This is a genomic window from Variovorax sp. 01N425 (genome assembly GCF_056399465.1).
Window position 1 is genome coordinate 263,509 of sequence record NZ_JBFTRJ010000004.1, and the last position, 22,825, is coordinate 286,333.

22 protein-coding genes and 1 riboswitch are annotated in these 22,825 nt (G+C 67.2%); of the genes, 14 read left to right on the forward strand and 8 right to left on the reverse strand.

Translation table 11 applies throughout. The features are described from left to right. Nucleotides 1–291: 291 nt before the first annotated feature. The 3 genes from AC1DSC_RS09075 (at nt 292) to nrdR (ending at nt 3,048) form a co-directional block, all read left to right on the forward strand. Nucleotides 292–1,155 (forward strand): lytic transglycosylase domain-containing protein, encoded by an 864-nt coding sequence (locus tag AC1DSC_RS09075; RefSeq protein WP_018904614.1) that lies wholly within the window; start codon nt 292–294, stop codon nt 1,153–1,155. A 17-nt stretch (nt 1,156–1,172) separates the two neighbouring features. Continuing rightward, nucleotides 1,173–1,299: riboswitch (ZMP/ZTP riboswitch) on the forward strand. A gap of 41 nt (nt 1,300–1,340) precedes the next feature. Next, the gene (gene glyA / locus AC1DSC_RS09080; protein WP_012748199.1) at nt 1,341–2,585 is read left to right on the forward strand and encodes a serine hydroxymethyltransferase; all 1,245 of its coding nucleotides are present in this window, start codon (nt 1,341–1,343) and stop codon (nt 2,583–2,585) included. A 19-nt stretch (nt 2,586–2,604) separates the two neighbouring features. Next, nucleotides 2,605–3,048 carry a transcriptional regulator NrdR gene (nrdR, locus tag AC1DSC_RS09085; RefSeq protein WP_012748200.1) on the forward strand — a complete coding sequence of 148 codons (444 nt, stop codon included), beginning with the start codon at nt 2,605–2,607 and terminating at the stop codon, nt 3,046–3,048. 15 nt (nt 3,049–3,063) lie between these two features. Here nrdR and AC1DSC_RS09090 read toward each other — a convergent pair whose 3' ends face one another. The 6 genes from AC1DSC_RS09090 to AC1DSC_RS09115 are packed head-to-tail and all read right to left on the reverse strand — an operon-like array spanning nt 3,064 to nt 9,482. Further along, nucleotides 3,064–3,510 carry a type IV pilin protein gene (locus AC1DSC_RS09090; protein ID WP_028254348.1) on the reverse strand — a complete coding sequence of 149 codons (447 nt, stop codon included), beginning with the start codon at nt 3,508–3,510 and terminating at the stop codon, nt 3,064–3,066. 24 nt (nt 3,511–3,534) lie between these two features. Continuing rightward, complete coding sequence (locus AC1DSC_RS09095) at nt 3,535–6,882, reverse strand: pilus assembly protein (RefSeq protein ID WP_436287818.1); 3,348 nt, start codon at nt 6,880–6,882, stop codon at nt 3,535–3,537. Between the two features lie 50 nt (nt 6,883–6,932). Further along, nucleotides 6,933–7,619, reverse strand: a complete 687-nt coding sequence (locus AC1DSC_RS09100) for a pilus assembly PilX family protein (protein ID WP_436287819.1) — start codon at nt 7,617–7,619, stop codon at nt 6,933–6,935. Next, entirely contained in the window at nt 7,616–8,425 is an 810-nt protein-coding gene (locus tag AC1DSC_RS09105; RefSeq protein WP_436287820.1) for a PilW family protein, read from the reverse strand. The genes AC1DSC_RS09100 and AC1DSC_RS09105 overlap by 4 nt, the downstream gene beginning before the upstream one ends. Continuing rightward, nucleotides 8,422–8,961: a type IV pilus modification protein PilV gene (gene pilV / locus AC1DSC_RS09110; protein WP_436287821.1), complete on the reverse strand. Its 540-nt coding sequence runs from the start codon at nt 8,959–8,961 to the stop codon at nt 8,422–8,424. The genes AC1DSC_RS09105 and pilV overlap by 4 nt, the downstream gene beginning before the upstream one ends. A gap of 11 nt (nt 8,962–8,972) precedes the next feature. Continuing rightward, nucleotides 8,973–9,482 carry a GspH/FimT family pseudopilin gene (locus tag AC1DSC_RS09115; RefSeq protein WP_436287822.1) on the reverse strand — a complete coding sequence of 170 codons (510 nt, stop codon included), beginning with the start codon at nt 9,480–9,482 and terminating at the stop codon, nt 8,973–8,975. 196 nt (nt 9,483–9,678) lie between these two features. On the opposite strand from AC1DSC_RS09115, the gene ribD reads away from it, so the two are divergent. From ribD to tolA, 10 genes are read left to right on the forward strand one after another with little or no spacing between them, the layout of a single operon-like run. Next, complete coding sequence (ribD, locus tag AC1DSC_RS09120) at nt 9,679–10,806, forward strand: bifunctional diaminohydroxyphosphoribosylaminopyrimidine deaminase/5-amino-6-(5-phosphoribosylamino)uracil reductase RibD (RefSeq protein WP_436287823.1); 1,128 nt, start codon at nt 9,679–9,681, stop codon at nt 10,804–10,806. A 55-nt stretch (nt 10,807–10,861) separates the two neighbouring features. After that, on the forward strand, nt 10,862–11,527 hold the full coding sequence (locus tag AC1DSC_RS09125; protein WP_436287824.1) for a riboflavin synthase: 666 nt from the start codon (nt 10,862–10,864) through the stop codon (nt 11,525–11,527). Continuing rightward, nucleotides 11,524–12,678 (forward strand): bifunctional 3,4-dihydroxy-2-butanone-4-phosphate synthase/GTP cyclohydrolase II, encoded by a 1,155-nt coding sequence (gene ribBA, locus AC1DSC_RS09130; RefSeq protein WP_028254110.1) that lies wholly within the window; start codon nt 11,524–11,526, stop codon nt 12,676–12,678. The genes AC1DSC_RS09125 and ribBA overlap by 4 nt, the downstream gene beginning before the upstream one ends. 5 nt (nt 12,679–12,683) lie before the next feature. After that, nucleotides 12,684–13,154, forward strand: a complete 471-nt coding sequence (gene ribH / locus AC1DSC_RS09135) for a 6,7-dimethyl-8-ribityllumazine synthase (RefSeq protein WP_028254111.1) — start codon at nt 12,684–12,686, stop codon at nt 13,152–13,154. Further along, a complete protein-coding gene (gene nusB, locus AC1DSC_RS09140) occupies nt 13,151–13,696 on the forward strand; it encodes a transcription antitermination factor NusB (protein ID WP_012748211.1) in 546 nt (181 codons plus the stop codon). Before ribH ends, nusB begins: the two co-directional genes overlap by 4 nt. Next, nucleotides 13,693–14,889, forward strand: coding sequence for a pyridoxal phosphate-dependent aminotransferase (locus tag AC1DSC_RS09145; protein ID WP_018904625.1), 1,197 nt, complete (start codon nt 13,693–13,695; stop codon nt 14,887–14,889). The genes nusB and AC1DSC_RS09145 overlap by 4 nt, the downstream gene beginning before the upstream one ends. Beyond that, entirely contained in the window at nt 14,886–15,344 is a 459-nt protein-coding gene (locus tag AC1DSC_RS09150; RefSeq protein WP_018904626.1) for a YbgC/FadM family acyl-CoA thioesterase, read from the forward strand. Before AC1DSC_RS09145 ends, AC1DSC_RS09150 begins: the two co-directional genes overlap by 4 nt. Then, on the forward strand, nt 15,341–16,063 hold the full coding sequence (gene tolQ, locus AC1DSC_RS09155) for a protein TolQ (RefSeq protein ID WP_012748214.1): 723 nt from the start codon (nt 15,341–15,343) through the stop codon (nt 16,061–16,063). The genes AC1DSC_RS09150 and tolQ overlap by 4 nt, the downstream gene beginning before the upstream one ends. Before the next feature lie 15 nt (nt 16,064–16,078). Continuing rightward, complete coding sequence (locus tag AC1DSC_RS09160; protein ID WP_012748215.1) at nt 16,079–16,516, forward strand: ExbD/TolR family protein; 438 nt, start codon at nt 16,079–16,081, stop codon at nt 16,514–16,516. Nucleotides 16,517–16,519: 3 nt separating this feature from the next. Beyond that, nucleotides 16,520–17,446: a cell envelope integrity protein TolA gene (tolA, locus tag AC1DSC_RS09165; protein ID WP_436287825.1), complete on the forward strand. Its 927-nt coding sequence runs from the start codon at nt 16,520–16,522 to the stop codon at nt 17,444–17,446. A 45-nt stretch (nt 17,447–17,491) separates the two neighbouring features. Here tolA and dnaE read toward each other — a convergent pair whose 3' ends face one another. After that, complete coding sequence (gene dnaE, locus AC1DSC_RS09170; RefSeq protein ID WP_278878626.1) at nt 17,492–21,010, reverse strand: DNA polymerase III subunit alpha; 3,519 nt, start codon at nt 21,008–21,010, stop codon at nt 17,492–17,494. Between the two features lie 61 nt (nt 21,011–21,071). Here dnaE and AC1DSC_RS09175 point away from each other — a divergent pair, with 61 nt between their 5' ends. Next, nucleotides 21,072–21,863, forward strand: a complete 792-nt coding sequence (locus AC1DSC_RS09175; protein WP_436287826.1) for a sulfurtransferase — start codon at nt 21,072–21,074, stop codon at nt 21,861–21,863. Between the two features lie 31 nt (nt 21,864–21,894). Here the strand turns inward: AC1DSC_RS09175 and AC1DSC_RS09180 are convergent, their stop codons facing one another. Beyond that, nucleotides 21,895–22,818, reverse strand: a complete 924-nt coding sequence (locus AC1DSC_RS09180) for a pirin family protein (RefSeq protein WP_436287827.1) — start codon at nt 22,816–22,818, stop codon at nt 21,895–21,897. Nucleotides 22,819–22,825 lie beyond the last annotated feature (7 nt).

The following is a 22,825-nucleotide window of genomic DNA, read 5'->3' on the forward strand; positions in this document are numbered from 1 at the left end:
CCAAGGGTTTTCCCTTAGATTTTGTTTAAATATGTAATCACATAAGGGAATAGGTTCTTATACTTGACCGGGTATTTAGCCGCGCTAGAATCCCGCCTGCCCCTGGCCTGCCCCAGACCCAGCAGGGGCCACCTGAATCCGCTGCCGAGTTCCCCCGGCTTGATCAGGCCGCCGCGCTCCACCCCCTACACCTCCATGCGCGGAGCCTGATTCGTACCAATCCAAGCGCCGCTGCCTTCATCCATCGCCCCCGCGGCGCTGCGACCAGGTGCCGCACAGAAAGGAAGAGCGATGAACAAGGCGTTTGATGCCACGGCCCGCGGGCTGAGGACCTTTGTGTCCGATGTGGCAGACGGCTTTTTTGAAATCACCCACAACGGGTTTGCACTGGTTGGCCTGGCCATCGTGTTCGCGGCCCTCGCCCTGGTGGCGCGGCCCGACCTGCGCAAGACCGGCGAGGAACAGCTCATGGGCTGGCTGCAGTCGCGCAAGCCCGCGCCCGAAGCCACCGACCTGGAGCCGACCGCCATCGTGCGCACCACGGCCGCGAGCCCCGGCGACCTGCCCAAGCAGCAGGCCGCCGTGGCCTATTGGCTCAGCAAGAAGTACCGCGTGGCGGCCGAGCCGTTGAGCGTGCTGGTTGCGGAGGCCTATCAATTGGGCAAGCGCACCAAGCTCGACCCGACGCTGATCCTGGCCATCATGGCCGTCGAATCGAGCTTCAATCCCTTCGCCCAGAGCCAGGTCGGCGCCCAGGGCCTGATGCAGGTCATGACACGCGTGCACGGCGACAAGTACGAAAGCGCGGGCGGCACGCTCACCGCCTTCGACCCGGTGACCAACATGCGCGTGGGCGTGAAGGTGCTGCAGGAATGCATCGCCCGCGCCGGCTCGCTCGAAGGCGGCCTGCGCTACTACGTGGGCGCGGCCAACCTCGAGGACGACGGCGGCTATGCCGGCAAGGTGCTGGCCGAGCACGAACGCCTGGTTCAGGTAGCCAATGGCCGCAATCCGCCGACCATGCCAACGCCCGCGGCGCCGGTCGTGCGTGCGCAGGCCCAGCCGATTCCGGTTGCCGTGCCGCCCAAGCCGCAACAGGCGGCCGAGCCGGCAGCGGACCCGCAGAAAGTGGCCCTGCTGTCGGGCGTTTCCTGAGCCCCTGCGCTACACTTCACCCCGTACGCGACTGGCGATAGGCGCAGCACCCCGCACGGTGCCCTGCGCTGACGTGGAATACCACTGGGAAGCGTGCCGCCTGGCATCCATACAGGCGTTCAGCCGTTCGCCTGGGCAGCCCTTGTTTGGTTGAAGAACAAGGACCTCGTCTTCAAAGGACTGCCATGTACCACCGCAACATCCTGGTCGAACAGACCGATCCCGAAATCTGGGCTGCCATCCAGGCCGAAAACGCGCGCCAGGAACACCACATCGAACTGATCGCGAGCGAAAACTACGCCTCGCCGGCCGTCATGGCCGCGCAGGGCTCGCAGCTCACCAACAAATACGCCGAAGGCTACCCGGGCAAGCGCTACTACGGCGGCTGCGAGCATGTCGACGTGGCCGAGCAGCTGGCCATCGACCGCGTCAAGCAGATCTTCGGCGCCGACGCCGCCAACGTGCAGCCGCATTGCGGCGCCTCGGCCAACGAGGCCGTGATGCTGGCCTTTTTGAAGCCCGGCGACACCATCATGGGCATGAGCCTGGCCGAAGGCGGCCACCTGACCCACGGCATGCCCCTCAACATGAGCGGCAAGTGGTTCAACGTGGTGAGCTACGGCCTGGACGCCAACGAAGCCATCGACTACGACGCGATGGAACGCAAGGCGCACGAGCACATGCCCAAGCTGATCATCGCGGGCGCCTCGGCCTATTCGCTGCGCATCGACTTCGAGCGCTTTGCCAAGGTGGCCAAGGACGTGGGCGCGATCTTCATGGTCGACATTGCCCACTACGCCGGGCTCGTGGCCGCGGGCGTGTACCCCAACCCGGTGCCGCATGCCGACGTGGTCACCTCCACCACCCACAAGAGCCTGCGCGGCCCGCGCGGCGGCATCATCCTGATGAAGTCGCAGCACGAGAAAGCCATCAACAGCGCGATCTTCCCGGGCCTGCAAGGCGGCCCGCTCATGCACGTGATCGCCGCCAAGGCCGTCGCGTTCAAGGAAGCCATGTCGCCCGAGTTCAAGGCCTACCAGCAGCAGGTGGTCAAGAACGCCCAGATCGTGGCCGACACCCTCACCGAACGCGGCCTGCGCATCGTGAGCGGACGCACCGAAAGCCACGTGATGCTGGTCGACCTGCGCGCCAAGGGCATCACCGGCAAGGAAGCCGAAGCCGTGCTGGGCAGCGCCCACATGACGATCAACAAGAACGCGATCCCCAACGACCCCGAAAAGCCGATGGTCACCAGCGGCGTGCGCATCGGCACCCCGGCCATGACCACGCGCGGCTTCAGGGACGAAGAGGCGCGCATCACCGCGAACCTGATCGCCGACGTGCTCGAGAACCCGCGCGATGCCGCCAACATCGATGCGGTCCGCGCCAAGGTGCACGCACTGACGAGCCGGTTCCCGGTCTACCGCTGATCCGGCAAGAAGTGGCCGCATGAAATGTCCTTTTTGCGGTCATCTCGAAACGCAGGTCGTCGAGACCCGCGTTTCGGAAGACGCCGACTTCGTGCGCAGGCGCCGCCAGTGCAGCGCCTGCGACAAGCGCTTCACCACCTATGAGCGGCCCGACGTCAACTTTCCGGTGGTCGTCAAGAAGGACGGCAGCCGCGCCGACTTCGAATCGGGCAAGGTCCGCGCCTCGATGATGCTCGCGCTGCGCAAGCGCCCTGTCAGCATCGAGCAGATCGACAACGCCCTGCTGCGCATCGAGCAGAAGTTGCTGGCCAGCGGCCTGCGCGAGATCGATTCGACCAAGGTGGGCGAACTCGTGATGCGCGAGCTGAAAAAGCTCGACAAGGTGGCCTACGTGCGCTTTGCCTCGGTCTACCGCAGCTTCGAGGACGTGGACGAGTTCCGGCAGCTGCTGCGCGACATCTGAAGAAGAGCCCCGCGCTCAGCGGTTCCAGCAGGCCTGCACCAGCGCATTCGAAGCGCTGGTCTGGCCGGCCGCCAGCTTGACGCCCTGCTGGTTCACCGTGAGTGTTTTGCATTCGTCGGCGGCCGATGCGCCCTGCGGCACGGCCCGCAGCGTGTAGCTGGTCGCGTCCCGGGCCGCATAGCTGATGGTGTAGTTTGCGGTGCCGGACGATGGCGCCTGGTTCAGCCCCGCCGGCAGCGCAACGGTTAAAGGCGGATATTGGCCGTTGGCCGTCAGGTAGCGCTCGGTCCATTGCGCCGCCTGCAGCAGCTGCTGCTTGGCATCGGCCCGCTTGGCCCGCAACACGTAGCGCGTGTAGCTCGGGTAGGCGATCGCGGCCAGGATGGCGATCACCGCCGTCACTATCATGAGTTCGACCAGCGTGAAGCCGCGCGGGCGAATCCGCTCTTTGCGGGCCTGCATTTCAGGATGTTTGTTCATGCGGCGTCAATTCCACGAGATCAGGTTGCGCCAGCCGAAGCGGCGCACGGCTTGCGGCAGCTCGGTCTCGTTGCAGCCGCCGGCCGCATTGCAGATCACGTGCTTGCCTTTCTCCGCGGCGTCCTGCGGCCGAAAGACGATGTCGTCCCGGCCCGAATGGTTCCGGAAGCCGAGGTAGCTGCCCAGCGCGCTGGTGGACCCGTTGTAGGCGATGCCGTCGGGGACCACGCCGCTGAAGAAGTCGATCACCATCGACCAGCCGTCGTCGCTGGTGCCCGGCGCGCAGTCGAGCGAATTGCTCGCCGAACCGGGAATGGTGGACGAGAACAGCCCCGCGCTGCCGCTCAGCGCATCGCCCGGATAGACGATGCGCTCGCCGGCGGTTCCCAGTTCCAGATACCAGCCGCGCTTGCCGCCCGAGCCGCTGTAGCTCACGCCGTGGTTCGACGCGGTGCGGAATTCCACGTCGCCTTCCTTGACCGTGCCGGTCCCGATGGTCTGCGCCACCAGGTCGGCCAGCGCCGCGGTGCCCGTGCTGCCGTTGGCGCGGTCCCAGACGCCGTACAGGTACTGCTGGGCGGTGCTGCCTTCGTCGCCGGCGGCAAACAGCCGGCCGGTGCCGAACATCACCATGTAGCCGCCGCGCGGATGGTCGACGACCAGCGGCGCGGCCGTGATCGGCTGCGTGGCGCCGGCGGCGAACAGCGGCGCGTCGTCCAGGCTCGATGCGCCCAGGGTCGCCTTCCAGTCGCTGCTCTTGGCGCTGCTCAGGTCGAACTTCCAGAGATTGCCGAGCAGGTCGCCGGCATAGACATAGTCGACCTTGCCGTCGCCGTTGCGGTCCACCACCTGCGGCGCCGACAGCCCGTTGCCGGTGCCGGCGGCCTGCGTGGCCGGCGCGGGGATCTTCAGCACGGACTTGTCGCCGTCGAGGTACTGGATCCACAGCATCGCCTTCTCGCTCGTGCTGTTGTAGCCGTTGCCCAGGATCACGGCCCTGCGGCCGTTGTTGAGCCGCGCCACCTGCAGCGCGCGCCTCGAAAAGGAATCGAGCACGGGTTGCTGGAACTGGTGGCCGAGGTCGTCGTCGGCAAGCGCGGTGGTGTCGATCACGGCCACGCCGGCGGCGCTGGTCTCGCTGATGTTCTCGGGCTTGGTGACGTCGAGCACGAAGTAGCCCTTGCCGCCCGCCCCCAGCGTGCCCACGAGGAAAGATTTCCACAGCGCTGCCTTCTTGACGTCGGTGGCCTTGGCGTCGTCGGCCGACCCCATGTAGATGTCGGCCACGAACGGGCTGCCGTCGACGTAGTACCTGTGCGAGTAGGTGCTTTCGCTGAGCTTCTTGAGCTGGGGCGCCGCCGCCGTGCCATAGACGCCTTCCGGCACATAGGCGAACGCCTCCTGGCCGGTGCCCGCGTTGAAGGCATGCAGCATGCCGTCGTTAGCACCCACATAGACCATCGGCGCGCGGGCGATGGTCGAGGCGAATGCGGCATAGCCTTCATGGGTGAAGCCGCTGTTGGGCTTCCCCACATACCGGACGCTGGAGCCCACGATGTCGCCCAGCACATGGCCGCGCTTGCGCAGGTTGAGGCCGGCGCCCTCGTTGCTGCGGTCGCCGCGCAGGAAGTCGAGCACGCCCTGGCCGAGTGCGGTGCTTGCCGCGTCGGTGGCGGTGCTGCCCTTGAGCGCCGCCTTCTGCGCCTCGCTCAGGTTGGCCCACCGGAACGGCACGCCCGCCCCGCTGGCTGCGGCGCTGGTGCCCGAGAAGCTCAGCACCTTGCGATTGCCGTCGTGCGCACCAGCCACGGCCATGCACGCATCGAGCAGTTCGCGCGCCGACCACGCGGGCGCGGCGGCCAGCTTGCCATTGCTGCCGAACGGAGTGGCCGTCAGCTTGCCCGACCAGTCGGCCGTGTCGTAGCCGGCCTGGTAGGCCGAGGTGGCGGTCGAAACCCTGGAGCCGCTGGCCGAGATCGAGGTCAGCGAGGCACTGGTGTTGAGCAGGATCTGCGAGAGGATGGACCGGAAGGCATCGCTGAGCGCCTTCGCATTCGCCGCTGGCGTGAAGGTGCCGCGGCTGTTGAGCGCGGCGTGCCAGAGGTCCATGCGCACGGCGGCGGCGTTGTCGGCCCTCTCGTGGTAATAACCATAAGCACCACCGCCGGAACTCCAGCGCGGGGTTCCCGTTGTCACGCTTCCATCGTTCCAGGTGAACTCCGTCGTTTCCAGCGTGCTCGCCAACGGATTCCGCCAGGCAGCGGTTCCATCGACCAGTCCTGCATAGTCCCCACTGTAGGTCGGCTGCGACGCATTCGCTGAAATGGCCGGCGTGCCCGCCCACGACGAGGCAGCGCCGAACCCGATGGTGTAGGTGATCAGGTGCTGCCAAGTGGCGGGATCGTTCTTGGGGTTCCAGTACTCTGGGACCGTCGCCTTTCCTACAGTCGCATTGCCGGGCTCGGCAACGATCTTCTTGAGTTTGTTGGGGACATCGGGCTGCAGGTCAGTGGCCCAGTAGTGAAATGCCATGTCGGCCAACGTGGGCCGGTATTCCGCCGTCGGCCTCCACCCGGAACCGTACTTCCTCCAGCTGGCGCTATTGCTGACGGCACCCGCGTTGTCCTTGTAGGGCGCGCGCGGCACATAGGTCACGGCGTCAGGCAGGGCGCGACTCGTTCCATCCGCGTTGCCGATGGCCGGCATGTTGAGCGCCGCGGGATCCGGGTTGAAGCCGAAGAAGTTGTAGTCGCCGTCGGTCATGAAGATATGGAAGGACTTGCGGCAACTCGACTGAGTGGCACCCTCCGCGCCCGGGTCATCCGAGTACGGGCTGTACCGGCCGGTGGTCATCATGTATTCGCCAGCGCGGGTCATCATGGCGTGCAAGGGTGTTCCACCTTCCGCGGCCAGGGCGTCGACCCAGCTCATGAAATTGGCGCGGTGCGTGTCGTCCAGCGAACGCATCAGGTTCGCATTGGCTCGGCCATTGACGAGACAACTGCTGGCCTGATAGATGCCGGGCGCAGGGTCGCCGAAGAATCCGACGCAGCTGCCGTCCTTGTTGTTGTTCATCGCCTGCCATGAAAGGCGGATCCGGCCGTTGGGAATGTTGGCCGCCGAGAAGTTGTCCCTGAGCGCGGTCTTCAGCGCTTCGAGCCGCGTGGGTGTTCCGGCCGGCGGTGCCCAATTTCCGTCCGACGCCCGCGACGACGCCGCCATGCTGCCCGAGTTGTCGACCGACACGATCACATTCGGCGCCGGCTCCTTGACCGCGGTGTTGCGCGGCGCCTGGGACAGCGGATATTGCGCGGCGTGCCCGGCGGTCTGCGCCAGCACGAGGCCGCACAGCATGGCGTTCCTCGAAAACCTATGGATGTTCATATCTATTCTTCCCGCCATGCTCAATTCACTTTCCTGACCGCGGCCGGGTCGAAGGACATCTGCAACAGGACCCGCGTACCGCCGCCCGTGCTTGCGGCGCGCGCGCCGGTGGACAGCGCGGTGATCCGGTACAGCGGCTCGTCGCTGCGCGCGCGGTCGATCACTTCGATCCAGTACCGGGCGCTGGCCAGGGCCGGATTGCCGGCCGTCGGCGCGCCCGTGAATGCACCGTAGGCGGCGTACTGGTCCACGTAGGCGGAACGGGTCCAGAACCGGTAGGCCTCGCTGCCCGAAGCGGCGACCACGGAGTCGGTCCCGGCGAAGTAGCAGATGCCACGATCGCAGCTGTTGGCGCCCTTCCCCACGTAGGCGGTCACCCAGCCGGTATCCCGATCGGGAAACACGCGGCCATCGGCGGCCTTGCGGCAAGGCGAGCTCACGAGCGCGGAGCACGCCACGTAGGTCTGGGTCGTGGCATCGAAGGCCTGCTGCCGGATGTCGCGCTCGGCATCCAGCAGCGCGGCTTCGGCGGCCTCGAAGGCACGCTGGTAATCACGCTGGTTGCCCGCCATCGATTCGAGCAGCTGGGCCGTCCGCGCACCGCCCACCGCGAGCAGTGCCGAGAGCAGCAGCATGATGAGCACGATGAACAGCGAGAACCCGCGCTGCTGCGCCGAGCGTCTGCCGGGGACCTGAAAGTGCTTCATAGATTGCGCAGTGCGAACACCGCCGTGTAGACGCGGCGCAGCCTGCCGTCGCTGCTGGTCCGCGACGAACCATCGCAATCGACGTAGCTGCCGCCCGGGTTGCTCCTGGAAGTACCGGCAAGCTGCAGGCACACGCGCACCGTGCGAACCTGATCGAAGCTCGCTACGTTCGTGGCCGCCACGTAGCGCACCACCCGTTCGGTTCCGGCATCGCCGATGCCGTACATGACATCGAAGCGCTCGACGCCGTCGATGATCGGCTGCGGCGTGGTATGGCCGCTGCCCTTGCACCGCAAGGCGCCGTTGACCACGTAGAACTCACTGGTGATGAGGCGCACGTTCGCGGGGTCCGCGGGAGAGGCGGGCTTGTACGCCGCTCCCCCTGAGTCCTTGTCCTTGGCCACTTGGCCGAGGCAGTCATGAAAGAAATCCGGATTCGGCGCAAAGCCGACCTTGAGCGTGTCGTTCACCGAACCGGCGGCCGCCTCCTGCCCCTTGATCGCAAAGAAGGCCGGCTCGCTATCGAGCTTGGTGCCCGCGTTCACATCGAAGTAGTACAGCGGCCCGGTGGCATCGATAGGGAAGTAGCCGGCCTGCCGGATCTGCTGGCCCAGCAGCCTGAATGCCAGCGCCGACGACTGGTGCAGCACATTGACGTCGTCGCCGGTCGCAGCGGTGCTGCGCGTGCCGAGCATGCTGGCCATGGCGGCCAGCACCACCAGCATGCCGATGATCAGCGCGACGAGGATTTCGACCAGCGTGAAGCCGGCCTGCCGCAGGCGGTGAGAGAAGGCTTTGTTGTTCATGGCTGTGGCACCGCGACGATGGCTTCCTGGCAGGCCTTGCCGGTCGGGCAGCCCCAGGCCGAATCGGGTGCGATCGGGTTGACTGCAGCGGGTTCGTCCCAGGCGATGTGCACGAACAGCAGGCCGCCGACGGCCTTCTTGCTCTGCACGTCGGCCACGCCGCCGGGCAACGCACTCGCCACCCTTTGCTTCCAGGTCCAAAGATCGTGGGCCGCCAATTGAGCGGCGGTGCAACGGGCCTTCGCTCCTGCGCACGCGGGGGTGGGCGCGGTGGCGTTCGCCGCCGACCAGCCGGCCACGTAGGGGCTGGCCGACACGGCACCGGCCACGGGATTCGCACGGATGCGATCGGCCATGTCGCCGGCCAGCAGCGCGGCGATGTTCTGGTTGCTCGCGCCCACGCTGTCGGAGAGCACACGCAGCTGGAAGCCGGCCAGCGCGAGCAGGCCGAACGAGAGCACGAGAATGGCCACCAGGGCCTCGATCATCGAGAAGCCCGCTTGGCCGCGCTGCGCGCGAATCGAATTGATCGGCATGTTCCGCCCCCTCAGCATCGCCTGACGCGCCAGCCGAGCGACAGGCACACAGCGACGTCGTTGGATGAACTGGCGCTTCCAACCGGGTGGAAGCTGATGCGGGCGACGCTCGAAAAATGGCCCATGGGATCGAAGGCCATGGGCCCGAGCGCGCTTTTCTGGATTGCAACGCGCGTGTCAGGGTCTTGCCGCTGGAGGATTTCGAACCCGGTGCCGCTGCCAACCACGGTTTCCCAGCCGCAGCTCCAGTCTGCGCCGCTGCACTCCGCACGCTGCCGGATGGTCACGGGCTGCCCGCGCCGAGCCGCCTCTGCACGCGCATGGCTCACGCTCGCCACCAGAGCCGACGCCATGCCCTCGACGCGGTACTTCTCGATCAGGCTGTTGAAGCTGGGCAGCGCCAGTGCCAGCAGGATGGCCACCAGTACGATGACGACCATCATTTCGACCAGCGTGAAGCCGCGTGGCGTTGCGCGTTGGCGGAAATGCGCCCTCGCGGACGCGCAGAATCCGTTTTTCATGTTGTGCCGTCCGCCGCCTCGCCCAACTGGCTGGAGCGGCGGACGTTTCTCCCTGACTTCAATTTCAGAAAATTCTATTTGTCCAATTCTTATTGGCCACCCATTGAACGACAAACGGTCGAAATAAACGGATCAATGGATCATCGACTTCAATTGTTTTTAAATTGATTTCCAAATAGATTTGATTTAATAAAAAATGACAAATGCAAATGGAATTGTGAATTTCATGGCCCAGGCCCTGGATCTCGCGCGCCAGGCCGGACCGGAGACCGACCCCAATCCACGCGTCGGCTGCGTACTGGTGGATGCCGACGGCACGGTGCTCGGCCAAGGGCACACCCAGCAGGTCGGCGGCCCGCATGCCGAGGTCATGGCGCTGCGCGATGCCGCGGCGCGCGGCCATTCGGTGGCCGGCGCCACCGCCTTCGTCACGCTCGAGCCCTGCGCGCACCATGGCCGCACCGGTCCTTGCTGCGATGCGCTGGCGGCGGCGGGCATCGGCCGGGTGGTGGCGTCGTTGGCCGATCCCAACCCGCTGGTCGCGGGCAAGGGCTTCGAACGGCTGCGCGCGGCAGGCGTGGCGGTCGAGGTAGGGCCGGGCGCGGAGGAAGCGCGCGAACTCAACATCGGCTTTTTCAGCCGCATGGTCCGCAAGACGCCCTGGGTGCGGCTCAAGGCCGCCGCCTCGCTGGACGGCAAGACCGGCCTGCGCAACGGCGTGAGCCAATGGATCACCTCGGAACCGGCGCGCGCCGACGGCCACGCCTGGCGGGCGCGGGCCAGCGCGGTGCTGACCGGCGTGGGCACGGTGCTGGAGGACGATCCCCGGCTCGACGTGCGGCTTGTGGAAACCACGCGCCAGCCGCACGTGGTGATAGTCGACAGCCAATTGCAGACCCCGCCCGGCGCGCGGATCTTCATGGCCGGGCGGCCCGTCTGGATCTACGCCGCGGCGCAGGACGAGGCCAAGGCCGCCGCGTTACAAGCGCGTGGCGCCACCATCGCCTACCTGCCCAATGCGCAGGGCAAGGTCGACCTGGCCACAATGCTGCGGGATCTGGCCCGGCGCGAGGTCAACGAGCTCCACGTCGAGTCCGGCCACAAGCTCAACGGCTCGCTGCTGCGCGAGGGCCTGGTCGACGAGTTGCTGGTGTACCTGGCGCCCAAGCTCATCGGCGACGGGCTCGACATGGCCTCCGGCATCCACGCCGGCGGGCCGCTGGCCGACCTGGCCGGCGCGCTGCCGCTGGAGTTCAGGACCATCGAGCGGATCGGGCCGGACCTGCGGATCGTGGCCCGGGTCGCCGGAAGGGACGCTTTCTAGCGGGCGAATGCAGGCGCCCGCCGGGCGGACCCCCGATGTCTGCGAAAATGCGCGGATGTTCACCGGAATCATCACCGGCGTGGGGCGCATCGCCGCCATCCACGACCTCGGCCCCTCCTCCTCCTACGGCAAAAGACTCGGCATTGCGGTGCCCGACGGCTACCTCGACGACGTCGGGCTCGGCGACAGCATTGCGCTCAACGGCGCGTGCATGACCGTGACCACGCTCGACCCCGCCCGGCAGCAGTTCACCATCGACATCTCGGCCGAATCGCTCGACAAGACCGCGGGGCTGACCGAGGAAGGCGCCCGCATCAATCTCGAGAAGGCGCTGCGCGCCAGCGACCGTCTCGGCGGCCACATCGTCTCAGGCCATGTGGACGGCATCGGCACGGTCAGCCACTTTGCGCCGGTCGGCGAAAGCTGGGAGCTGCGCGTGGTGGCGCCGCCCGCGCTCGCGCGCTTCCTGGCCTACAAGGGCTCGATCACGATCAACGGCGTGAGCCTCACGGTCAACAGCGTGAGCGACATCGAAGGCGGCGCCGAAATCAGCATCAACCTGATCCCGCACACCGTCGACAACACCTCCCTCGGCAGCCTGCAGGCCGGCTCCAGGGTCAATCTCGAAATCGACACCGTGGCGCGCTACGTGGAGCGCATGCTCCAGGCCGGCGTGCTGGTGCCGACTCCTTCCACGTATTCCAAGGACACAGCCGAATGAACGCTTCCGTCACGCCCATCGGCGCTCCCCGCGGCACGCGGGCACCCGCGCCGATTTCCTCGGTCGAGGAGATCGTGGCCGAGCTCGCCGCCGGCCGCATGGTGATCCTGGTGGACGAGGAAGACCGCGAGAACGAAGGCGACATCGTCATTGCGGCCGACCACATCACGCCCGAAGCCATCAACTTCATGGCGCGCCATGCGCGCGGGCTGATCTGCCTCACGCTCTCGCGCGAGATGTGCGAGCGGCTGCAGCTGCCGCCGATGGTGTCGCGCAACGGCGCCAAGCATTCGACGGCCTTCACCGTGTCCATCGAGGCGGCCGAAGGCGTGACCACCGGCATCTCGGCCGCCGACCGCGCCCGCACCGTGCAGGCGGCCGTGGCGCGCAATGCCGTGGCCAGCGACCTGGTGCAGCCCGGCCACATCTTTCCGCTGCAGGCGGTGGACGGCGGCGTGCTGATGCGCGCCGGCCATACCGAAGCCGGCTGCGACCTGGCCGCGATGGCCGGCTGCTCGCCCGCCTCGGTGATCTGCGAGGTGATGAACGAGGACGGCACCATGGCGCGCCTGCCCGACCTGCAGCTCTTTGCGGCCGAGCATGGCCTGAAGATCGGCACCATTGCCGCGCTCATCGAGCACCGCAGCCGCACCGAATCGCTGGTCGAGAAGGTCGGCTGCCGCGAGATCCAGACCGCCTGGGGCAGCTTCACCGCCCATGCCTTCACCGACAAGCCGAGCCGCGGCGTGCACCTGGCGCTGGTGCGCGGCAAGTGGGCGCCCGACGACACGGTGTCGGTGCGCGTGCACGAGCCGCTCTCGGTGCTCGACGCACTCGAAATCAACCGCTCCCTGCACTCGTGGAGCCTGGACGCCAGCCTCGCGCACATCGCGAACGAGGGCAAGGGCGTGGCCGTGCTGCTCAATTGCGGCGAAACGGCCGGCGAGCTGCTCGCGCAATTCGACGGCACCGCGCGCCCCGCGCAGGCACCCGAGCGCGGCCGCATGGACCTGCGCAGCTACGGCATCGGCGCGCAGATCCTGCGCGAATGCGGCGTGCACAAGATGAACCTGCTCGGCACGCCTCGCCGCATGCCGAGCATGGCCGCGGGCTACGGCCTCGAAATTGCCGGCTACCTCACGAAAGACTGACCACCATGCAAGGTGCAAACAAGGGCGCTGACCACAACACGCCGCTCGACGGAAAAGGCCTGCGCATCGGCATCGTGCAGGCGCGCTTCAACGCCGACATCACCGATGCGCTCGCCGCCGCCTGCCTGGCCGAACTCGAGAAGCTGGGCGTGGCCGCGGAGGACGTCCACCATGTGCAGGTTCCCGGCGCGCTCGAAGTGCCGATCGCGCTGCAGGCCATGGCCGTGCGCGGCGGCTACCACGCACTGGTGGCGCTGGGCTGCATCATCCGCGGCGAGACCTATCACTTCGAACTGGTGGCCAACGAATCGGGCGCGAGCGTGAGCCGCGTGGCGCTCGACCATCGCCTTCCCATCGCCAACGCGATCCTCACGACCGAAAACCTCGAACAAGCCATTGCCCGGCAGACCGACAAGGGCCGCGACGCGGCCCAGGTGGCTGTCGAGATGGCGCGGCTGCTGGCCTCCCTCACATGACCGAAGACAACAACAAGGCAGCCGGCGCCAAGCCGCGCCCGGCGCGGCAAGTGCGTACCGGCCTCACCAGCACCGGCGCGCGCAAGGCCTCGGCCAAGTCGAACCGCAGCCGCGCGCGCGAGTTCGCGCTGCAGGCGCTCTACCAGCACCTGGTGGGCCGCAACGACCCGACCGAGATCGACCACTTCACGCGCGACCTCGCGGGCTTCCACAAGGCCGACGCCGCGCACTACGACGCGCTGCTGCACGGCTCGATCGAAGGCGCCGAACAGCTCGACGCACTGATCCGCCCGCTGCTGGACCGCAAGTTCGAGGAGATCTCGCCGATCGAGCATGCCGTGATGTGGATCGGCGTGTACGAGTTCCAGCACTGCCTGGACGTGCCATGGCGCGTGGTGCTCAACGAGTGCATCGAGCTTGCCAAGGAATTCGGCGGCACCGACGGCCACAAGTACGTGAACGCCGTGCTCAATGGCCTGGCGCCGCAATTGCGCGCCGCCGAGGTCGAGGCCGACCGGGCCTCGGGCAAGGCCAGAGCGTGAGAATTTCGGGGCGCGCACAGCGCATCGAACCCTTCTACGTGATGGAGGTGGCCAAGGCCGCCGGCGTGCTCGCCCGCGAGGTGGCCCACACCGACCGGCCGATGATCTTCCTGAACATCGGCGAGCCCGACTTCACCGCCCCGCCGCTGGTGCAGGAAGCCGCCGCGCGCGCCGTGCGTGCCGGCGCCACGCAGTACACGCAGGCCACCGGCCTGGAGCTGCTGCGCGAGCGCATCAGCGGCTGGTACGCACAGCGCTTCGGCGTCGACGTGCCGGCGCGCCGCATCGTGGTGACCGCGGGGGCTTCGGCTGCGCTGCAGCTGGCCTGCCTGGCGCTGATCGAATCCGGCGACGAGATCCTGCTGCCCGACCCGAGCTACCCCTGCAACCGCCACTTCGTGAGCGCCGCGGACGGCAAGGCCGTGCTGGTGCCCACCACCGCCGAAGAGCGCTTCCAGCTCACGGCCGCCAAGGTCGAGGCCGCCTGGACCGAGAAGACGCGCGGCGTGCTGCTCGCCTCGCCCTCCAACCCGACCGGCACCTCTATCGCGCCCGATGAACTGCGCCGCATCCACGAGGTGGTGTCGCAGCGCGGCGGCATCACGCTGATCGACGAGATCTACCTGGGCCTCTCGCACGACGATGCCTTCGGGCAGACGGCATTGGCCATCGACGACAACGTCATCAGCATCAACAGCTTCAGCAAGTACTTCAACATGACCGGCTGGCGCCTGGGCTGGCTGGTGGTGCCCGAGGCGCTGGTGCCGGTGGTCGAGCGGCTGGCGCAGAACCTCTTCATCTGCGCGAGCACCGTGTCGCAGTACGCCGCGCTGGCCTGCTTCGAGGCCGAGAGCATTGCCGAATACGAGCGCCGCCGCGCCGAGTTCAAGGCGCGCCGCGACTGGTTCATTCCGCAGTTGAATGCGCTGGGCCTGAACGTGCCGGTGGTGCCCGATGGCGCCTTCTACGCCTGGGCCGACTGCACCGCGGTCGCCGAGAAGCTGGGCATCTCGGGCAGCTGGGACTTCGCCTTCGAAACCATGAAGCGCGCCCACGTGGCCGTCACGCCGGGCCGCGATTTCGGCACGGCCGAGACCAGCCGGTTCGTGCGCTTCTCCACCGCCAGTTCGATGGCGCACCTGCAGGAATCGGTCGAGCGCCTGCGCGCGATGATCGCGAACCCCGCCCGATGAGCTACGCGTTTCCGATCCGCGTCTACTGGGAAGACACCGACGCCGGCGGCATCGTGTTCTATGCCAACTACCTCAAGTTCATGGAGCGCGGCCGCACCGAATGGCTGCGCTCGCTGGGCATCGAGCAGCGAAAGCTGCGCGAGGAAACCGGCGGCCAGTTCGTGGTGAGCGAAACGCAGCTCAAATACCATCGCCCCTCCCGGCTCGACGACGAACTGCTGGTTACAGCCGATCTCCGACAACTGGGCACGGCGTCGTTGATAATCGGTCAACAGGTGCTATCAAAAACAGAGCAAGAACGAACGGGAGCCGCGGCACCCGTCCTGCTGTGCGAAGGCACGATCCGCATCGGCTGGGTGGATGCCTCCACATTGCGTCCTGCGCGCATACCGGCCCAAGTTGCGGGAACCCTCGAGCGCTGCGGCGGCTCCATGACTCAACCTTTCAAGCCATGAACCAAGACCTCTCCATCATCAATCTCCTGCTCCATGCGAGCTTCGTGGTGCAACTGGTCGTGCTGCTGCTCGTGATCGTCTCGATCGCCAGCTGGGCCGCGATCATCCGCAAGTACTTCGCGCTGCGCCGCATGCGCGCGCTCAACGACGACTTCGAGCGCGAGTTCTGGTCGGGCACCAGCCTGAACGAGCTGTTCGCCTCGGCCGCGCAGAACGCCAAGTTCGCCGGCCCCATGGAGCGCATCTTCGCCTCGGGCATGCGCGAGTACCAGAAGCTGCGCGAGCGCCATGTGAGCGACGCCCCCACGCTGCTCGACGGCGCCCGCCGCGCCATGCGCGCGAGCTTCCAGCGCGAACTCGACGCGGCCGAGCAGAACCTGTCGTTCCTGGCCACCGTGGGTTCCGTTTCGCCGTATGTGGGCCTGTTCGGCACGGTCTGGGGGATCATGCATGCCTTCACCGGCCTGGCCGCGCTCGCGCAGGTGACGCTGGCCACAGTGGCGCCCGGCATTGCCGAAGCGCTGGTGGCCACCGCCATCGGCCTGTTCGCCGCCATTCCGGCGGTGGTGGGCTACAACCGCTTCGCACGCGAGATCGACAAGATCGCGATTGCCCTGGAGACCTACATCGAGGAGTTCTCCAACATCCTGCAGCGCAACCTTTCGGCCAATCCGGCCGCGGTGGCGTCGGCAACTTCGGCGGCTCCGGCCAACCGCTGAGCGGAGGTCCAGCGCATGCCCGCAGTTTCATCCCGGGGCCGAGGCCGCCGCACGATCAACGAGATCAACATGGTCCCGTTCATCGACGTGATGCTGGTGCTGCTGATCATCTTCATGGTCACCGCGCCGCTCATCACGCCGAGCGTGATCAACCTGCCCTCGGTCGATCGCGCCAACAAGCAGCCCGACAAGCCGATCGAGATCGTCATCAAGAGCGACGACGAAGCGCAGATCAAGAAGGACCCGTCCACCGGCAGCGGCGGCACCTCCGTTCCCATGACCCAGATCGGCTCCGCGGCCAAGACCGCCCAGGGCGGCGACGACCAGCGCCCCGTGGTCATCAGCGCCGACAAGTCCGTGAAGTACGAAACCGTCGTGAAGGCGATGAACCAGCTCAAGCGCAGCGGCATCGAGCGCGTGGGCCTGTCCGTCACCACCACGGGCGGCAAATAAGGCATGTCGCTCGCACTGGATCGCCCCGAGTTCGCACCACCGCCGCAGCGCGGCACGCCGCGCGCGGTGCTGCTCGCGCTGGTCGCGCACGCGCTGCTGATTGCCGCGCTGACGTGGGGAGTGCGCTGGCGCAGCGATGCCGACGAAGGCGCCGTCGATGCGGAGCTGTGGTCTTCCACGGTGCAGCAGGCCGCGCCGCGCCTGTCGGCGCCGCAGGCACCCACGCCGGCTCCCGCGCCGCCGCCGCCTGCGCCTCCCCCGCCACCGGCGCCTCAGGTGAAGGCCCCCGAGCCCGCCCCGGCGCCGCGCGCGCCGGACATTGCGCTCGAGCGCGAGAAAAAGCTCAAGGAAGAAAAAGAGCAGAAGGAGCGCGAGCTCGAGCGCCAGCAACAGCAGCGCAAGAAAGAGCTCGAAGCCAAGCAGCGCGCCGAAGAAGAAGCCGAGCGCAAGAAGGCGCAGCAGCAAAAGCTCGCCGAGCAGCAGAAAAAGCAGCAGCAGGAAGCCGAGGCCAAGCAGGCCGAAGCGAAGAAGCAGCAGGAAGCGGCAGCCAAGCAGGCCGCGGCCGACCGCGCCGCAACGCTCAAGCGCATGCAGGGCCTCGCGGGCGCGAGCGGCAGCGACGATTCCAAGGGCACGGCGATGCGCTCGTCAGGACCGTCGAGCGGCTACGCCGGACGCATTGCCGCGGCGGTGCGCCCCAACATCACCTTCCCCGATGCCGAGACGGTCAACGGCAATCCGGCCGCCGAGTTCGAGGTGAACCTGGCACCGGACGGCACCATCGTCGGCGTCAAGCTGACCAAGTCGAGCGGGCTGCCCAGCTGGGACGAAGCCGCCGAACGCGGCCTGCACAAGACCGACAAGCTGCCGCGCGACACCGACGGGCGCATCTTCCCGTCGCTGATCGTTTCGCTGCGGCCCAAGCGGTAGTTGCAGGGCCGGCCAGGCGCCAAGCGCGCCCGGCCGCCTCGCCGCTCACTCGTAGACCACCGAGGCCTTGCCGGCTTCCGCCTGCGCCGTCCAGCTCGCGAGCGCGGCGTCGGTCGGGAAGAACTTCGCGCGCTCGCCCAGCTGCAGCTCGACCTGCGCACCGCCGCGCGCCATCGACAGGCGCACCGGCAGCCCCTGCACGAGGTCGCCGTGCTCGCTCTGCTCGGTGCGCGGCGGAAAGTCTTTCACCAGGCGCGCGATGTCGGGCGCCTTGCCATTGACCGCCACGCGCAGGAATTTTCCGAAGCGGCAGCGCGCGGTGGCCAGGTCCCACACCTGCTGCACCTGGAAGCGGGCCTCGAAGCCGCCGCGGCCCGGCTGCAGCCGGCCGCTCACGATCACCAGTTCGTCGTCCTTCAGGGTGTTGCGGTTGGCGTTGATCAGCGCCTCGTCCGCGGTGGCGTCGATGGCATCGGACTTGTCGTCGAGCTTGAAGATCGCCAGCCGGCCGCGCTGGCCGTTGATCACGCGGAAATCACTCACGATGCCCGCGATCACCTGCTGCTCGCGCGTGTCCATGAGGTCGCCGATCTCGCGCTTGCAGAAGCGCCGCACCTCGTGCGCCACCTCGTCGAACAGGTGGCCTGAGAGATAGAAGCCGACGGCCGTCTTCTCGAAGGTGAGCCGCTCCTTCACGCCCCAGGGCGTGGCGTCCACCAGCTCGGGCTCCTGCGTGGCGGAGCCGTGCTCGCTGTCGCCGAAGATGTCGACCTGCGCGGCATTGGCCTCGGTGGCGGCCGCAAACTCGAAGGCGCGGTCGACCGAGGCGATGAGCGAGGCGCGGTTCTGCTGGATCGAATCGAAGGCGCCGGCCTTGATGAGCGCTTCGACCGTGCGCTTGTTGATCCGCTGGCGGTCGATGCGCACGCAGAAATCGAACAGGCTCTTGAAGGGCCCGCCCTCTTCCCGTGCGCGCACCACGGCCTCGACCGCGAGCTGGCCCGTGCCCTTGACCGCCCCCAGGCCATAGCGGATCACCTTGTCGGTGACCGGCTCGAAGCGGTAGTTGCCGCGGTTCACGTCCGGCGGCTCGAAAGTGATGCCGAAGTTCTTCTGCGCGTCCTCGAACAGCACCTTGAGCTTGTCGGTGTCGTCCATTTCCACGGTCATGTTGGCGCAGAAGAACTCGGCCGTGTAGTGGACCTTGAGCCAACCGGTGTGGTACGCCAGCAGAGAGTAGGCGGCGGCGTGCGACTTGTTGAAGCCGTAGCCCGCGAACTTCTCCATCAAGTCGAAGATCTCGTCGGCCTTGTCCTGGGGAATGCCGTGCGTCGAGAGCGCGCCCGCGCGGAATTTCTCGCGGTGCTCGGCCATCTCCTCGAGCTTTTTCTTGCCCATGGCGCGGCGCAGCAGGTCGGCGCCGCCGAGCGAGTAGCCGCCCAGGATCTGCGCGGTCTGCATCACCTGCTCCTGGTAGACCATGATCCCGTAGGTCTCGGAGAGCATCTCGGCCACGGCCGGGTGCGGGTACTCCACCTCTTCGCGGCCGTGCTTGCGCGCCACGAAGCTCGGGATCAGGTCCATCGGGCCCGGACGGTACAGCGCGTTGAGCGCGATCAGGTCCTCCAGGCGCGTCGGCCGCGCATCCTTCAGCATGCCCTGCATGCCGCGGCTTTCAAACTGGAACACCGCTTCGGTCTTGCCCTCGGAGAACAGCTTGTAGGTCTCGCGGTCGTCGAGCCTGATGTTCTCGTACGCGAAGTTCTCCTGGCCCTTGTGGCGCTTGACGATGAACTCTTTCGCGATCTCGAGGATCGTGAGCGTGGCCAGGCCCAGGAAGTCGAACTTCACGAGGCCGATGGCCTCCACGTCGTCCTTGTCGTACTGGCTCACGGCCGAGTCGCTGCCGGGCTGCTGGTAGAGCGGGCAGAAGTCGGTGAGCTTGCCGGGCGCAATCAGCACGCCGCCCGCGTGCATGCCGATGTTGCGCGTCATGCCTTCGAGCTTCTGCGCGAGCTCGACCAGCATGCGCACTTCTTCTTCCTTCTCGATGCGCGCCGCGAGCTGCGGCTCCATCTCGATGGCGTAGTTGTTCTTGTCGCCTTCCACCTTGGGGTTGGGTGGATATTGGATGGTGACGGGCTGGCCCGGCTTGTTGGGAATGAGCTTGCTGATGCCGTCGCAGAACATGTAGCTCATGTCGAGCACGCGGCCCACGTCGCGGATGGCGGCGCGCGCGGCCATTGTTCCGAAGGTGGCGATCTGGCTCACGGCATCGCGGCCGTACTTGTCCTTGACGTAGTCGATCACGCGGTCGCGGTTGCCCTGGCAGAAGTCGATGTCGAAGTCGGGCATCGAGACGCGCTCGGGGTTCAGGAAACGTTCGAACAGCAGCTTGTATTCAAGCGGATCGAGGTCGGTGATCTTCAGCGCATAGGCCACCAGCGAGCCGGCGCCCGAGCCCCGGCCCGGGCCCACCGGGCAGCCGTTGTTCTTGGCCCACTTGATGAAGTCGCCCACGATCAGGAAGTAGCCGGGGAAGCCCATGTTCAGGATCGTGTTGATCTCGAACTCCAGCCGCTCCACATAGCGTGGCCGCTCGGCCTCGCGCCTGGCCGGGTCGGGGTAGAGATGCGCCAGGCGTTCTTCCAGGCCCACGAAGGACTCCTGGCGGAAGAACTCGTCGATCGGCATGCGCACGCCTTCGCTGATGAAGGGCGTCGGAAAATCGGGCAGCTGCGGCTTGCCGAGCACCAGCGTGAGGTTGCAGCGCTTGGCGATCTCGACCGTGTTGGCCAGCGCGCTCGGCACGTCGGCAAAGAGCGCCTGCATCTCGGCGCTCGACTTGAAGTACTGCTCCTCGGTGAACTTGCGCACGCGGCGCGGGTTGCCGAGGATTTCGCCTTCCGAGATGCAGACGCGCGCCTCGTGCGCCTCGTAGTCCTGGCGTTCGGCAAACTGCACCGGGTGCGTGGCGACCACCGGCAGGCGCAGGCGGGCCGCGAGCTTGACGGCGGCAATCACATGCGGCTCGTCCTCGGGGCGGCCCGCGCGCTGCAGCTCGATGTAGAAGCGGTGCGGGAACATGCCCGCCAATTGCAGCGCCAGCTCGGCGGCGCGCTCTTCCTGGCCCTGCAGCAGCGGCGCGCCCAGCGGGCCGGCCTGCGCGCCCGACAGCGCGATCAGCCCGCCCTGCAGCTCCTGGAGCCATTCGAGCTTGCAGGCTGCCTGCGACTGGCCGCGGCCCACGTTCTGCGTCCAGGCGCGTGCCAGCAGCTCGGACAGGTGCAGGTAGCCCTCCATGTTCTGCACCAGCAGCACGATGCGGGTGAGCACGCCGGGCTCCTTGCCCAGGCCTTCGATGAAGATTTCGGCGCCGATGACCGGCTTGACGCCCTTGCCTCGCCCCTGCTTGTAGAACTTGACCGCCCCGAACAGGTTGTTGAGGTCGGTGATGGCCAGTGCGGGCTGCTTGTCGGCAGCGGCGGCCTTGACGACTTCGTCGATTCGGTTGGTGCCGTCGACGACGGAAAACTCGGTGTGCAGGCGCAGGTGAACAAACATCCGCCCATTGTAGAAACCGGCACTCCACGATGTGGGTTGGCAATCCCTACAATCGCCCCCCGTGCAAGAGATTTTGAATATCGCGGCCTACAAATTCGTGGCCATCGACGACAGCCCCGTGCTGCGCGAAGACCTGCGCGAGCGCGCCCAGGCGCTGGGCCTCATGGGCACCATCCTGCTGGCGCCCGAGGGCATCAACCTGTTCCTGGCGGGGCTGCCCGATGCCGTGCGCAGCTTCGTGGCCGGCCTGCGCGCCGATGCGCGCTTCGCCGACCTCGAAACCAAGGAAAGCTGGTCCGCCGCGCAGCCCTTCCGCCGCATGCTGGTGAAACTCAAGCGCGAGATCATCCGCATGGACCATCCGGCCATCCAGCCGGCAGCGGGCCGCGCGCCGGGCGTGGACGCGCCCACGCTCAAGCGCTGGCTCGACCAGGGCCACGACGACGAAGGCCGGGAAATCGCGCTGCTCGACACGCGCAACGACTTCGAGGTCGACGAAGGCAGCTTCGACGGCGCGATCGACTGGCGCATCACCAAGTTCACCGAATTCCCGCCCGCGCTCAAGGCGCACCGCGCCGATTTCGCGGGCAAGACCGTGGTGAGCTTCTGCACCGGCGGCATCCGCTGCGAGAAGGCCGCCATCCTGATGCGCGAGGAAGGCATCGAGAACGTGCTGCAGCTCGAAGGCGGCATCCTCAAATATTTCGAAGAGGTCGGCGGTGCGCACTACCACGGCGACTGCTTCGTGTTCGACGGCCGGCGCGCGCTCGCGCCCGACCTGAGCGCACGTGCGGCCGATGCCAGTGCGCGTGCGTCGGAAGACGTGGGCCTCAGCAGCGGCCTGAAGAAATAGCCGGCGGGCTGCCGGCCACGCGCTCCGCAGATCAGACCGGCGTGGTGCCCACGTCGGGTTCGCGCACGCCAAAGGGCTTGCCGGGCAGCGGAATGAACTCGGTCTCGCCAGGCACATGTCCCATGCGCTGCGCAGCCCAGTCGGAGCCGGCTTCGAGGATGCGCTCGCGCCGGCTCGATACGAAATTCCAGGTGATGTAGCGCGGGCCGTCGAGCGGCTCGCCGCCGATCACCATCAGGCGCGCCGCGGTGTCGCAAGCCAGCACTGCGCCCTGGCCGTCGGGCAGAACCGCCATCGTGTGCGCGGGAATCGCTTCGCCATTGATGCGCACATCGGCATCGACGGCATACACCGCCAATTCGGGCGCCAGCGCGGGCAGTTCGAAACGGCCGCCCGCGGGCAATGCGATGTCGAGGTAGATCGTCTGCGACAGCGTCTTGACCGGCGAGCGTCGGCCAAAGGCCTCGCCCACCAGCACGCGCACCGCCACGCCCTGCTCCACCACCTGCGGAATGCCACCGGCCGGCGTGTGCTCGAAGCTCGGCTCGATTTCTTCATGAGCCTGCGGCAAGGCGGCCCAGAGCTGCAGCCCGTGGTTCACGTAGGTGTCGGCCTTGAGGCGCTCGGGCTTGCGCTCGGAGTGCACGATGCCGCGCCCCGCGGTCATCCAGTTGATCGCGCCGGGCAGGATCTCCTGCACGCTGCCGAGGCTGTCGCGATGCATCATCGCGCCCTCGAAAAGATAGGTGACCGTGGACAGGCCGATGTGCGGATGCGGCCGCACGTCGTGCGCCATGCCGGGCTGCTCGGTGGCCGGGCCGAAGTGGTCGAAGAACACGAACGGGCCCACCGAGCGGCGCTGCGCCGCGGGCAGCAGGCGCCGCACATTGAAGCCGCCGCCCAGGTCCTTGTCGTGTGGTTGAAGCAATTGGGTCTGTGCGGCGGTATCGGTCATCGGGGGC